This window comes from Streptosporangiales bacterium, assembly GCA_009379955.1.
Lineage (GTDB): Bacteria > Actinomycetota > Actinomycetes > Streptosporangiales > WHST01 > WHST01.
The window spans coordinates 24,486-38,209 of sequence record WHST01000020.1 but is presented as its reverse complement, the minus strand read 5'-3'; the positions used below and the strand labels follow the sequence as shown (position 1 = coordinate 38,209).

General features: G+C 70.0%; 11 protein-coding genes. 8 read left to right on the top strand and 3 right to left on the bottom strand.

The features are described from left to right. The first annotated feature begins 1 nt into the window (after position 1). From GEV10_08650 to GEV10_08620, 7 genes are all read left to right on the top strand, one after another. Positions 2–1,450 (top strand): hypothetical protein, encoded by a 1,449-nt coding sequence (locus GEV10_08650; GenBank protein MQA78533.1) that lies wholly within the window; start codon positions 2–4, stop codon positions 1,448–1,450. Between the two features lie 62 nt (positions 1,451–1,512). Beyond that, a complete protein-coding gene (locus GEV10_08645; GenBank protein ID MQA78532.1) occupies positions 1,513–2,727 on the top strand; it encodes a cytochrome P450 in 1,215 nt (404 codons plus the stop codon). Between the two features lie 134 nt (positions 2,728–2,861). Then, on the top strand, positions 2,862–3,875 hold the full coding sequence (locus GEV10_08640; protein MQA78531.1) for a LacI family DNA-binding transcriptional regulator: 1,014 nt from the start codon (positions 2,862–2,864) through the stop codon (positions 3,873–3,875). Between the two features lie 18 nt (positions 3,876–3,893). Further along, entirely contained in the window at positions 3,894–5,117 is a 1,224-nt protein-coding gene (locus GEV10_08635; protein MQA78530.1) for an extracellular solute-binding protein, read from the top strand. A 3-nt stretch (positions 5,118–5,120) separates the two neighbouring features. After that, the gene (locus GEV10_08630; protein MQA78529.1) at positions 5,121–6,254 is read left to right on the top strand and encodes an ATP-binding cassette domain-containing protein; all 1,134 of its coding nucleotides are present in this window, start codon (positions 5,121–5,123) and stop codon (positions 6,252–6,254) included. Then, positions 6,254–7,153 (top strand): ABC transporter permease subunit, encoded by a 900-nt coding sequence (locus GEV10_08625; GenBank protein MQA78528.1) that lies wholly within the window; start codon positions 6,254–6,256, stop codon positions 7,151–7,153. The genes GEV10_08630 and GEV10_08625 overlap by 1 nt, the downstream gene beginning before the upstream one ends. Further along, entirely contained in the window at positions 7,150–8,040 is an 891-nt protein-coding gene (locus GEV10_08620) for an ABC transporter permease subunit (protein MQA78527.1), read from the top strand. Before GEV10_08625 ends, GEV10_08620 begins: the two co-directional genes overlap by 4 nt. Positions 8,041–8,145: 105 nt before the next feature. Here the strand turns inward: GEV10_08620 and GEV10_08615 are convergent, their stop codons facing one another. The 3 genes from GEV10_08615 to GEV10_08605 are packed head-to-tail and all read right to left on the bottom strand — an operon-like array spanning position 8,146 to position 12,647. After that, on the bottom strand, positions 8,146–8,658 hold the full coding sequence (locus GEV10_08615) for a DUF664 domain-containing protein (GenBank protein MQA78526.1): 513 nt from the start codon (positions 8,656–8,658) through the stop codon (positions 8,146–8,148). A gap of 51 nt (positions 8,659–8,709) precedes the next feature. Next, on the bottom strand, positions 8,710–8,892 hold the full coding sequence (locus GEV10_08610; GenBank protein ID MQA78525.1) for a hypothetical protein: 183 nt from the start codon (positions 8,890–8,892) through the stop codon (positions 8,710–8,712). A 5-nt stretch (positions 8,893–8,897) separates the two neighbouring features. Then, positions 8,898–12,647: a multifunctional oxoglutarate decarboxylase/oxoglutarate dehydrogenase thiamine pyrophosphate-binding subunit/dihydrolipoyllysine-residue succinyltransferase subunit gene (locus GEV10_08605; protein MQA78524.1), complete on the bottom strand. Its 3,750-nt coding sequence runs from the start codon at positions 12,645–12,647 to the stop codon at positions 8,898–8,900. On the opposite strand from GEV10_08605, the gene GEV10_08600 reads away from it, so the two are divergent. Continuing rightward, entirely contained in the window at positions 12,624–13,721 is a 1,098-nt protein-coding gene (locus tag GEV10_08600) for a polysaccharide deacetylase family protein (GenBank protein MQA78523.1), read from the top strand. The two genes, GEV10_08605 and GEV10_08600, sit on opposite strands and share 24 nt — an antisense overlap. Positions 13,722–13,724: the final 3 nt, after the last annotated feature.

The window sequence follows — 13,724 nt, the reverse complement described above, 5'->3', positions numbered from 1 at the left end:
CATGGCGGCGACGACGTCGATGCTTGACGCGGCACAGGTGGCGAGCATGTGGGTGGACTTCGCCGCCACCAGGGTCGGCGACGCGGCGAAGAAGGCGGAGTCGGGGCGGTCCTCGTTCGGCACGGTCCGCGATGGCATCGCGGCGGGCGTCGGATGGTCGGGTACCGGTCAGCCCGCCGCCTCCCTGATCGTCACCGCCGCGACCACGTCGATGGACACCGCGGCCATCCGCCTGCGTGACGTGCAGACGCACCTCGGTGCGTTCAGTGGCGCGATGGCGCAGGCGGTCGCGTGGTGGCAGGAGATGTCGGCGACGCTCGACAAGAAGAAGTACGCGGTCGCCGACGACGGCACCGTCACTCTCGTACCCGGAGTCGAGCTGGCCGACGGCGACCCGTCGCCAGGTCAGCTCACCTCCGAGGTGAAGCAGATCCTGAGCTACCTCGACGCCGCGGACGAGACGCTCACCGCCCGACTCAAGGCGGCAGTCACCGATCCGTTGCCGGTCGTCGGCACGTACGCGACGCTCACGCTGAGCGCGAACGCGACGGAGGCCTGGCTCGCCGCCAAGGGCCCGAACGCCGGGATGGGGCCGTACGCGACCAACCCGTGGGACAAGAGCTGGACACCGGACGGCAACGTCGTCTCGGGCACGGCAGGGGCGTGGGACCTCGCGGTGCTCCTCGGTGCGCCCTGCCTGCCAGGTGGTGTCGCGTACACCGGAGGTGGCTTCCTCGTCGGTCCCGACGGCAAGGAGTACCCGGTCGTCACCCCGCAGTACGCGGGCAAGGGTGGCGAGCTGTCCGGTCACGGCCCGGGTGCGGAGACACTCGGCGGGCTCGACACGGGCTGGCAGACGCTCGCCACCTACACCGGCTACGACCAGCTCGGCGAGCCGCTGAGCACGGCCGAGGCGGGTATGGTCATCGCCGGCGCCATCGCCGGGGCCCAGTACCAGCCCTACACCACGGTCAACGCGTCCGCGACGCAGAGCCTGGTGCTCGACGAGTACGGCTACCCGGTCGCGGTGGCGGACACACCCCCCGGCTCGACGGCGCAGCCGCCGGGCGTGCCGGCGTCGACGTACACCTACGTGGTGACCGACGGGAAGGGTCAGCCGCAGGTGGGTTCGTACACCGCGCCGGGCATGCCGGGCGGCAACCTGGTCGCCGTCGGGACGAACGTGGCCGAGGGTCTGGCCGCGGTCGACCAGGCCGACGCCAACTCGTACTACACGTACCAGGTTGAGTTCCAGCAGAACACCGACGGCCGGGTGCGGGCGATCTACACGGCCTACCAGGTGATCGACGGTCCCGACGGCCAGTACGTCCAGCCGTACGACGTGCACTTCGACGAGGACGGCCAGATGGTGCTCGAGGAGGCGGGCTGGACGGCGCCGCCACCGATCAGCGAGGGCGGATCGTCCGTGGACGTGCACGGCAGCGACTGACGCGCCCCGGTCGTCCCGCGTCCCGACGTATCGTCGATCGTGACGACGGGAAGGCGGGGCGGATGACACACGCGGAGATCGCGACGGAGGTACTCGACGTCGGGTTCATGCAGGACCCGTACTCGGTCTACGAGGTGCTGCGGGCCGGCGGTCCCGCGCGCTACGTGGCGATGCCGAGCGGGATGCAGGCATGGGTCGTCCCGCGGTACGCCGAGGCGAGGGCCGCACTCGCCGACCCGCGGCTCGCGAAGGGCCACGAGGGACTGGGCGCACTGTTCGCCCGCCAGTACGGCGAGACGGCTCCCGAGGACGGCGACGCCGGGCTGCTCGACGCCCACATGCTCAACAGCGACCCGCCCGACCACACCCGGCTGCGCAAGCTGGTCAACAAGGCGTTCACGTCCCGGCGGATCGAGCGGCTCAGGCCGCGGATCGAGGAGATCGCGGACACGTGCCTCGACGAGATGGCCGGCGCCGGCGCGTCCGGCGCCGTCGACCTCATCGACTCATACGCCTTCCCGATCCCGGTGACCGTCATCTGCGAGCTGCTCGGCGTCCCGTTCGAGGACCGCGAGGACTTCCGCACCTGGTCGGCGGCAATGCTCTCGGTCGGCGACGGGATGGAGGCGGCCGGCCTGATGGCGACGTACCTGACCGAGCTCGTCGCGGCGAAGCGCGCCGCGCCCGCCGACGACATGCTCACCGCGTTGATCCAGGCGAGCGAGGACGACGACAGCCTCGACCACCGCGAGGTCGTGTCGATGGCGTTCCTGCTGCTGGTCGCGGGGCACGAGACGACGGTGAACCTGATCGGCAACGGGGTGCTCGCCCTGCTCAGGCACCCCGACCAGCTCGCGGCGCTGCGGGCCGACCCGGGCCTGCTCCCCGGTGCCGTCGAGGAGTTCCTCAGGTACGAGCCCCCGGTCAACATGGCGACACTGCGCTACACCGTCGAGCCGGTCGAGGTCGGCGACGTGATGATCCCCGAGGGCGAGTTCGTCCTCGTCGCCCTGGGCGGTGCGAACCGCGATCCCGAGCGCTTCGCATACCCCGGTGCGCTCGACGTCACCCGTCCCACCGGCGGGCACCTCGCGTTCGGGCACGGCATCCACTACTGCGTCGGCGCGCCGCTCGCCAGGATGGAGGGCGTCGTCGCCATCGGGCGGCTGCTCGCCAGGTTCCCCGACATCCTGCTCGCGGGGGAGCCGGGTGAGCTGCAATGGCGGCAGAGCACGCTGATCCGCGGCCTGCACGAGCTGCCGGTGACTCTCGGCTGAGCAGCTCGCCTGATTCGGTCGCGCTGCAGGTTGAAAACCTTTGCAGGAAGTCCGCTCGACCACCTGTTGACACCGGGTGAAAACCTTTGCAAGGGTAGGCGGCACGCGGGGGCGGAGAGAGCCGAGGAGCGCGATTGGCCACCACGATCCACCAGGTGGCGCGTGAGGCGCGGGTCTCCATGTCGACGGTGTCGCGTGCGTTCGGCGCACCCGACCTGGTCAACGCCGAGACGCGCCGACGCGTGCTCGAAGCCGCGGAACGGTTGCGCTACCACCCGAACCGGGCGGCGCGCGGTCTCATCACGGGCAAGACCGGCAACATCGGCGTGATCGTCCCCGACCTGGAGAACGCGTTCTTCCACGGGGTGCTCAAGGGTGCGCAGGCGCGTTCCCGCGAGGCCGACTACTGGGTCTTCCTCGCCGACTCCGACGAGGACCCGCGTGCCGAGCACGAGCTGATCATGCAGATGTCCAAGCAGGTCGACGGCATCGTGCTGTGCTCGTCCCGCATGACCACCGCTCTGCTCGAGCAGGCGGCGGCGGAGACGTCCCTGGTGTTCCTCAACCGCAAGGTCCCAGGCTCGCCTTCGGTGCTGCTCGACAGCGTGGGGGGAGGCCGGCAGGTCGTCGACCACCTGGCGGAGCTCGGCCACCGGCGGTTCGCGTACCTCGACGGACCGCGGAACTCCTGGTCCAACCGCGAACGCCGGCGCGGCCTGCGTCTCGCCGCGAAGAAGCGCGGTCTCGAGATCGTCGAGTTCGGCCCGTACCCACCGCACTTCGAGTCCGGCATCGCGGGCGTCGACGCCGCACTGGAGCACGACGTCTCCGCGGTGGTGGCGTACAACGACCTGATGGCGCTCGGCGTGCTGTCGCGTCTCGCCGAACGCCGCGTCCCCGTCCCCGGCCGGTGCAGCGTCGTCGGGTTCGACGACGTCCCGATGGCGACGATGACCACGCCGCCGCTCACGACGGTGGCGGTGCCCAAGGAGCGCTCGGGTCGCGTCGCCGTCGACATGCTGCTCGGCCTCCTGGAGACGGGAGACGAGCCGACCGACCGTGTCGAGCTCCCCACGCAGCTCGTCGTCCGATCGTCCACGGGTCCGCCGCACCGGGCGCGGTCCCGCAGAACGTCTCGTACGGCCTGACAACCGAGGAGGGTCCAGATGTCCCATCAGCGTCGATGGTGGAAGGGTGCGGCGGCCGCGATCGCCGTGTGCCTGGTGGTGTTCGGCTGCGGCGCACCGAGCGGTGGCGGCGACGCAGGCAAGGCGCTCCAACCCGGTGACGTGCCGGACAAGCCGGAGAAGCCGGTGGCGCTGAACGTCCTCGACGTCGCCGGCAACCTGCAGCTGACCCAGGGCATGATCGACGAGTTCGTCGAGAAGAACCCCGACGTCGTCTCCAAGGTGACCTACAGCAAGTCGCCCGCGCCCGACCTCGCCGGGAAGATCAAGGCGCAGCAGGCGGCGGGACAGCTGCAGATCCAGCTCGTGCTCACCGGCACCGACGGCCTCGCCGCGGGCATCTCGCAGAAGCTCTGGACGAAGATGTCGCCGGACTACGACGAGAAGATCGGCACTCCCGACTACCTCGAGCCCGCCGCCGACATGGCCGAGCTCGCGGAGGGCCAGGGCGTCGAGCTCGTCTACTACCCGTCCGGGCCGCTGCTCGAGTACAACCCGGAGAAGGTGAAGAACCCGCCGACGACACCGCAGGAGCTGCTGTCGTGGGCGAAGGCGCACCCCAAGCGCTTCCAGTACGCCGACCCGGCCAACTCCGGTCCCGGCCGCACCTGGCTGATGGGCCTTCCGTACCTGCTCGGTGACTCCGACCCCAGCGACCCCGTCAAGGGGTGGGACAAGACCTGGGCGTACCTGAAGGAGCTGAACAAGTACGTCGGCACCTACGCGTCCGGCACCACGGAGACGATGAAGAACCTCGCCACCGGCCAGATCGACATGGCGATGACCACCACCGGCTGGTACATCAACCCCCGCGCCCTGGGCGCGGTCCCGAAGGACATCGCCGTCACGCACTTCGACGACATGACCTGGGTGACCGACGCGCAGTACGCGGTCGTGCCGAAGGGCGTGAGCGCCGACGAGATGTCCGCGCTGACCCTGCTGATCAAGTGGATGCTGACGCCGGAGCAGCAGGCGAAGGCGTACGACGACGGCTACTTCTACCCGGGGCCTGCGGTGAAGAACGTGCCGATCTCGATGGCGCCGGCCAAGTCGCAGCAGGTCATCAAGGAGTTCGGCCACCCCGAGTTCGACGCGTGGATCGAGGAGTTCCCCAAGGAGCCGTCGTTGCCCGCGCAGAGCCAGGTGACGGCCTTCGACAAGTGGAACCGCGACATCGCGTCCGGCAAGAAGAGCTCGGGCTGAGCCATGCCGGACTCCGCTCGATTCGACTCGGCTCGATTCGACACCCTGCGACTCGACGACGTCGGCCGCAGGTTCGGGCAGCACGTGGCGTTGCGCGACCTGCGCCTCTTGATCAGGGGAGGTGAGTTCGTCGCCCTGCTCGGCCCGTCCGGGTGTGGCAAGTCGACGGCGCTCAACTGCCTCGCCGGGCTGCTGCCGCTCTCCGACGGATCGATCTGGCTCGACGACCGCAGGATCGACACGGTGCCGCCGGAGCGCCGCGGCTTCGGCATGGTGTTCCAGAACTACGCGTTGTTCCCGCACCTGACCGTACGGGCCAACGTCGCGTTCGGGCTGACCATGCGCCGGGTGCCGAAGGCGGAGGCGCGGCGCCGTGTCGACGACGCGCTGCGCCTCGTGCAGCTCGGCGACCAGGCCGACAAGCACCCGGGGCAGCTGTCCGGCGGTCAGCAGCAGCGGGTGGCGATCGCCCGCGCCATCGTGCTCGAACCGTCCGTCGTGCTCATGGACGAGCCGCTGTCCAACCTCGACGCGCAGCTGCGCATCGAGATGCGCACCGAGATCCGCCGGCTGCACCAGGACCTCGGGCTCACGACGGTGTACGTGACCCACGACCAGGAGGAGGCGCTGTCGCTCGCCGACCGGCTCGTCGTGCTCCGCGCGGGCGAGGTGCAGCAGATCGGCACGCCCGAGGAGGTCTACGCCGAGCCGGCGAACAGGTACGTCGCCGGGTTCATGGGCTACCGCAACATGTTCGAACTCGACGTGGTCGGTGTCGACGCCGGCGCCGTCACCCTGGCGGACGAGTCGATGCGGCTGGTCGGCGTCGACAGGGACGGCGTCACGGCCGGGCGTGCGGTCGCGGCGATCCGTCCCGAGGACCTCGCCGTGACCGACACGGCGGGCCCGAACACCGTCGCGGTGACCGTCGAGGTGGTGGAGTACCACGGACGCGAGCAGGCGGTACGCGCGCGCCTCGGCGACTCCGGTGTCGTGCACTTCCGCACCGACCGCAGGCTCGTCCCCGGTGACACGGTCGACCTGACGGCACCGCGGGAGCGTGTCCTCGTCTTCGCCGCCGACGAGGGCTCGGCGGCGGCGCCGCGCCCGTCCGAGGTCGGCAGCGGGGTGACGTGATGGCCGCCTCGGCGCAGGATCGGAGGCGGGGCGCACTGCGCCACCGGCTGGCCGAGCGCGGGATCGACCGCACGCTGCTTCTCCTCCTGCCCGGTCTCGTCTTCCTGGTCGCGTTGTTCTGCTACCCGTTCCTGTACGGACTCGGCCTGTCGTTCCAGCCGCAGCGCGGCGGGCCGTTCGCCAACTACGTCACGTTCTTCTCCGACCCGTACCTGCGCGAGACGGTCTGGATCACGTTCAAGCTCGGCGTGCCTGCCGCGCTGATCAACGTGCTCGCGTCCGTCCCCGTCGCGCTGCGTACGCGGCATGCGTTCCCCGGAAAGCGGTTGATCACGACGCTGCTCGTGCTGCCCATCACGCTGGGCACGGTGCTGACCGCAGAGGGCCTGCTCGGCTATCTCGGCCCGAACGGCTGGCTCAACAAGTTCCTGCTGGGCATCGGCGTCCTCGACGAGCCGCTGGAGCTGGTGCACAACTACTGGGGCGTGCTCGCGTCGCTCATCATCACCGGGTTCCCGTTCGCGTACCTGCTCACGCTGTCGTACCTCACCGGCATCGACCCCAGCCTCGAACGCGCGGCGGCGACTCTCGGCGCGGGGTGGTGGAAGCGGTTCAGGTACGTCACGTTGCCGCTGCTCGTGCCCGGCCTGGCGATCACGTTCTGCCTGTCGTTCGTGCTGGCGTTCTCGGTGTTCCCGTCGGCGCAGCTGGTCGGCGACCCGCGCGGCAGCACCCACGTGATCTCGATCGAGGCGTACTACGCGGCGTTCCAGCGGTACGACTACTCGATGGGTTCGGCGATCGCGATGGTGATGGCCGTGCTGATGCTCGCCGTCGTCGCGCTCGTGCTCGCGTGGCGCACCACGTTCTACCGCGGGGCGACGGGAGGCAAGGGATGACACAGGTCACCGAGCGACCCGCCCCGCCGCCCGCGACCGGCGAACGGCACAGGCGCCGGTTCGTCGGCCGCCCGGCAACCTGGCTGGCGTGGGCGCTCTTCGCGTTCTTCTTCGTCAACCTCGCCGGCGTCATCGGTGTCGTCGTCGTGAACTCGTTCGGTACGCGCTGGTTCACCACCTGGCTGCCCGAGGGGATCACGACGAAGTGGTACGGCGCCGCCTGGCGGGAGTTCGGGCTGTCGCAGGTCTTCCTCGTCACCGTCGAGGTCTCGCTGCTGGTCGTGGCGATCTCGGCCGTCGTTGGCGTGCCCGCCGCATACGTGCTCGCACGGCGCAGCTTCCCCGGCAAGCGGCTGGTCATGGTGCTCTTCCTGCTGCCGATCCTGGTCCCGCCGATCACGTACGGCATCCCGCTCGCGACCGTGCTGTACAAGTTCCACCTGGCCGGCACCCTCGCCGGCGTGGTGCTGGCCAACCTGGTGCCGTCGATCCCGTTCGTCGTGCTGACGATGACGCCGTTCATCGAGCAGATCGACCAGAAGATCGAGTCCGCGGCACGGATGTCGGGTGCCGGCACGTTCGCGATCTTCACCAGGATCCTGGCGCCGCTGCTCGTGCCTGGCATCCTCGCGGCGTTGATCCTCGTGCTCGTCCGCACGGTCGGCATGTTCGAGCTGACGTTCCTCACGGCGGGGCCGGACAGCCAGACGCTGGTGGTCGCGCTGTACTACGCCGTGTTCTCCGCTGGCATCCGCACCCAGCAGTCGATCGACGCGATGGCCGTTCTCTACACCATGTCGATGGTCGTGCTGCTCGTCGTCGCGCTGCGGTTCGTCAACCCGACGCAACTCGTCACCAGGATCAAGGAAGAAGGGACCAACCCGTGAGGGGCACCCTCACCGTGTCCCCTGACCCGTGAGGGGCACCCTCACCGTGCTCTGGCACGGTCGGGGTGCCGTTCACGGGTGCGCTGTCGGTGGTCGGGCGGGTGACTAGTAGTAGCCGGTGGCGCCATCGAGGAGCTCGCGGATGATGTCCAGGTGACCGGCGTGCCGGCCGGTCTCCTCGACCATGTGGATCAGCATCCAGCGGAGGGTCGCCGCTGCAGAGCCGAAGTCGGGGTGCTTGCCGACGTCGTCGAACGCGTGCGCCGCGATGATCTCGTTCGAGACCGCGCACTGCCGCTCGTAGTCGTCGAGGAGCTGCGCGAGCGGGACGCCGTCGACCCGCATGTCGGCGTCCTCCGGTTCGTCCACGAACTGCGGACCGTCGGCCGGGCGGCCGAGGAAAAGGACCTCGAACCAGAGGTTCTCCGTCCACCGCAGGTGCGACACGATGCCCGCCATCGTCATCAGCGGCGAGGTGGGGAGGACCGATCGGTGGGCGTCCTCGTCGGACAGCCCCTCGCACTTCCAGTGGACGATCGCGCGCTGGATGTCGAGCCAGCCGACGAGCTGGGTGCGTTCGTCGGCCACGAAGGGAGGGCGTTCGCGGGGAGGTGTCATGATCGCGGACGCTACCGCAGGCGGTTCGCTGCCGCACGCGACTTGTCGAGGCTAGTCGTCCCCGTCCTCGTCGTCGTCGCGGGCGAGGAAGGTGGCCAGGCGGTCGGCGGCCTCGGCGAACTCCGGGTGCACATCGGCGAACGACCGGAGCTGGTCGGCAAGCCAGGCCAGCGTGACGGTCTCGTCGCCGCGCCGCTCGGTGAGCTCCTCGATCCCGCGGTCGGTGAAGTACACGGAGCCTAGGCCTCGGGAAGTGCGGTCTCGAGCAGGTGCTGCTGTTCGGCCGCGTGCATGTGGTGCGAGCCGGCCGCGGGCGAGGAGCTCGCCGGCCGGGTCACCGACACGAGGTTGACGTCGCCGACCTGCGACGGGAGGTGCAGCGCCATGAACGGCCAGGCACCCATGTTGGCCGGCTCGTCCTGCACCCAGACGACCTGCTGCAGCGAGCCGTACCTGGTGATCTCGGCCGCCAGCGCGTCGGTGGGCAGCGGGTACAGCTGCTCGACCCGCGCGATGGCGGTGGACGTGTCGCCGATCTTCTCCCGCCGCGCGACGAGGTCGTAGTAGATCCTGCTCGAGCAGAGCAGCAGTCGCCGGACCGCCGCGGGGTCGACGTCGCCGTCGCCGATGACAGGGCGGAACGTGCCCGTGGTGAACTCCTCGATCGGCGACGCCGCCGCCTTGAGCCGCAGCACCTGCTTCGGCGTGAAGACGATCAGCGGCCGGTGGATCGAGTCGAGGGTGTGCTGGCGCAGCAGGTGGAAGTAGTTCGACGGTGTCGCCGAGTGGACGACGGTCATGTTGTCCTGCGCGCACAGCGTGAGGAACCGCTCGATCCGCGCCGAGGAGTGGTCGGGTCCCTGGCCTTCGTAGCCGTGCGGGAGCAACAGGGCGACGCCGCTGCGCTGCGCCCACTTCTGCTCGGCGGAGCTGATGAACTCGTCGACGATCATCTGCGCGCCGTTGACGAAGTCGCCGAACTGCGCCTCCCAGGCGACCAGCGCCTTCGGGTTGGCGACCGAGTAGCCGTACTCGAAGCCCATGGCGGCGTACTCGCTCAGCAGCGAGTCGTAGATGTAGAACGGCGCCTGCCCGGGCTCGAGCTGCTTCAGCGGGCTGTACTCCGCGCCGCTGTGCCTGTCGGTCACGACGGCATGCCGCTGGACGAACGTGCCGCGCCTGCTGTCCTGGCCCGCCATGCGGACGGGGTAGCCGTCGAGCAGCAGGGTGCCGAACGCGAACAGCTCCGCGGTCGCCCAGTCGACTCCGCCCTGGGAGGTCATCGCTGCCCGCCGCTGCAGCACCGGCAGCACCTTGGAGTGGACCGTGAAGCCCTCGGGCACGTTGACGAACGAGTCGCCGATCTTCTTCAGCACCTCGAGCGGTACGGCCGTATCGACCTTCTCCGCGGTGGAGAACTGCGGCGCGGGGTGCACCTCGGACGGCAGGTCGGTGACCGCCTCACGCGTCTCCTTGAACACCCGCTCGAGCTGCGCGCGGTAGTCCTGCAAGGACGCGTCGGCGTCCTCGATGGTGATGTCGCCGCGGTTGACCAGCGACTCGGTGTAGACCTTGCGCGTGCTGCGCTTGCCGTCGATGAGGTCGTACATCTGCGGCTGGGTCATCGACGGGTCGTCGCCCTCGTTGTGGCCACGCCTGCGGTAGCAGACGAGGTCGATGACGACATCCTTGTGGAACCGCTGCCGGTACTCGAACGCGAGCCGTGCCACCCGGGTGCACGCCTCGGGGTCGTCGGCGTTGACGTGGAAGATCGGTGCCTGGACCATGCGCGCGACGTCGGTGCAGTAGACGCTCGACCTGGCCGCGCTCGGGTCGGTGGTGAAGCCGAGCTGGTTGTTGACGACCACGTGGACGCTGCCGCCGGTGCGGTAGCCGCGCAGGCCGGAGAGGTTGAGGGTCTCGGCGACCACGCCCTGCCCGGCGAACGCCGCGTCGCCGTGTACGAGCAGCGGCAGCACGGTGAAGCCGGCGGCGCCCTTGTCGATGATGTCCTGCTTGGCGCGGACGACGCCCTCGAGCACGGGGTCGACGGCCTCGAGGTGGCTGGGGTTGGCGACCAGCGAGACGGCGATCTGCTCGCCGCCGAGGCCGACGTACTCGCCGTCGGCGCCGAGGTGGTACTTCACGTCGCCCGAGCCGTGTGCGCTCTTGGGGTCGAGGTTGCCCTCGAACTCGCGGAAGATCTGCGCATAGCTCTTGCCGACGATGTTGGCGAGTGCGTTGAGCCGGCCGCGGTGGGACATGCCGATGACGACCTCGTCGAGACCGTCCTGGCCGGCGGCGGACACCACGGCGTCGAGGACGGGGATGAGGGTCTCGGCGCCCTCGAGCGAGAAGCGCTTCTGGCCGACGTACTTGGTCTGCAGGAAGGTCTCGAACGCCTCCGCGACGTTGAGCCGGTTGAGGATGCGCAGCTGCACGTCGCGGTCGGGCTTCTTCTGCTTGCGCTCGACGCGGTCCTGGATCCACTTGCGCTCGTCGGGGTCCTGGATGTGCATGTACTCGATGCCGACCGTGCGGCAGTACGAGTTGCGCAGGATGCCGAGGATGTCGCGCAGCTTCATCATCGGCGTGTCGCCGAACGTGGCGCCGGTGGCGAACTCGCGGTCGAGGTCCCACAGGGTGAGGCCGTGCGAGCCGGTGTCGAGGTCGGGGTGGCTGCGCAGCTCGTACTCGAGCGGGTTGGTGTCGGCCATCAGGTGGCCGCGCACGCGGAACGCGTGGATGAGCTCGAAGACGCGCGCCTGCTTGTGGATGTCGTCCTCGTGCGACGCCGCGAGGTCGGGCGCCCAGCGGATCGGCACCGTCGGCACCCGCAGCGACCGGAAGATCCCGTCCCAGAACGAGTCGGAGAGCAGCAGCTCGTGAACGCGGCGGAGGAACTCGCCGGACTGCGCGCCGCCGATGATGCGGTGGTCGTACGTCGAGGTCAGCGTCATGATCTTGCTGACCGCGAGCCGGGTGAGGGTCTCCGGCGCGGCGCCCTGGAACTCCGCGGGGTACTCCATCGCGCCGACGCCGACGATGCAGCCCTGGCCCTTCATCAGCCGGGGCACCGAGTGGACCGTGCCGATCATGCCCGGGTTGGTGAGCGAGATCGTGGTGCCGGCGAAGTCGTCGATCGTCAGCTTGTTGGTGCGGGCCTTGCGGATGATGTCCTCGTACGCCCGCAGGAACCCGGCGAAGTCCATCGCCTCCGCCGTCTTGACCGACGGCACGACGAGCGTGCGACTGCCGTCGCTCTTCTGCAGGTCGATGGCGATGCCGAGGTTGACGTGCTCGGGCCGGACGAGGGTCGGCTTGCCGTCGACCTCGGTGAACGACGAGTTCATCTCCGGCATCGCCTCGGCTGCCTTGACGACGGCGTAGCCGATGACGTGGGTGAAGCTGATCTTGCCGCCGCGGGTGCGCTTGAGGTGGTTGTTGATGACGATGCGGTTGTCGACGAGCAGCTTCGCCGGCAGTGCGCGGACGCTCGTCGCGGTCGGGACCTCGAGGCTCTGCGCCATGTTGGTGACGACGCGCGCCGCCGCGCCCTTGAGCGGGGACTGCTGCTTGGCGGTCACGTCGGGCCCGGCCTTCGAGTCCGCCGCCGGGGACGCGGGCTGGGCGTGCCTTGCCCGGGTCGGCTGAGGGGTGGCCTCGGCCGGGGGAGCCTGCGCGCCGCCGCTCGGAGCGGGGGACGCCGTGGTCTGCTGGGGTACCTGCTCGCGGGCCGGTGCCCGCTGCGCCGGGGCGGCCGTCGCCGTCGTGCCGGAGCGCTGGGTGACCAGGCCGTCACCTGTCGTGGACGCCGCGACCGTGCTCGACTGCGGCTTGTAGTCGGCGAAGAAGTCCTGCCATGCCTTGTCGACGGACTTCGGATCCTGGACGAACTGCTGGTACAGCTCGTCCACGAGCCACTCGTTCGGCCCGAACTCGCGGGCCGGGTCTTGACCGGACTCATGGGATGGGGACACGGCCGACATCGCCTCTTCACCAGTGTCACTTTGGCGGGACAGGGCCAGGCTACCCGGAGCGGTGCGCCGTGGGACGCCACCGGTCCGGTGGGCGTCGTCGTGTGTGTCCCGCGTGGGACGCCAGCAGCCTGCCGACCGCAACGCCGAGGGACGGACCGGTGCCCCGATCGGTCGCCGGCACCGCGTACCTTGGTCGGCGTGCCCCGTCGCGCCACCATCCTCGTGTCGGTCGGTGTCGTGGTCGTCCTCGTCGCCATGACCGCCTGCCGGCCGCTCGTCGCCTCCGGCGGCGGGCCGTACGGTGCTCCGGGGGACGGCTGGCCGACGGCGTCGCACGGCCCGATCACCTGGTCGCCTGTCAGCCACCCGCGGGAGGCCGCCTCGCCGACGCCCGGCCCGTCGGGCACCACCGCCACGCGGTCGGCTCCGGCCAAGCGGAAGCGCGCCAAGCCGCGGCGGCTGCCGGCGACGAGGGTGCCCCAGGTTCTCGGCGACCGGTCGAAGCGCGGCGAGAAGGTCGTCGCGCTGACGTTCGACGACGGGCCGTCTCCGTACACCGGGCAGGTGCTGGAGGTGCTCAGGCGTGAGCGGGTGCCCGCGACGTTCTTCGTCCTCGGCATGAACGTCCGCAAGCGTCCGGCCGACGTCCACGCGCTCGCCCTCGCCGGGATGAGCGTCCAGTCGCACACCTGGGACCACAAGAACATGGAGAGCCTGAGCACCGAACAGCTCGACCGGGAGCTGCGCACCACCACGAGGGAGATCCAGGCCCACACCGGCCTGCGGCCGAGGTGCGTACGCCCGCCGTACGGCGCCATCAACCCGCACGTGCAGGGCCGCATCGCCAGGGCCGGCCAGGTGCCGGTGACCTGGAACGTCGACACCAGGGACTGGAAGCACGCACGCGCCGGCACGATCGTGCGCCGCGCCGTCTCCGGTACGCACCCCGGGTCGATCGTGCTGATGCACGACGGCGGCGGCGACCGGCGGCAGACCGTGGCCGCGCTCCCGCACATCATCGAGCGGCTGCGCGCGCGGGGCTACACCTTCACCACCCTCTGCCCCCACCGCCGCCAGCCCTGACCG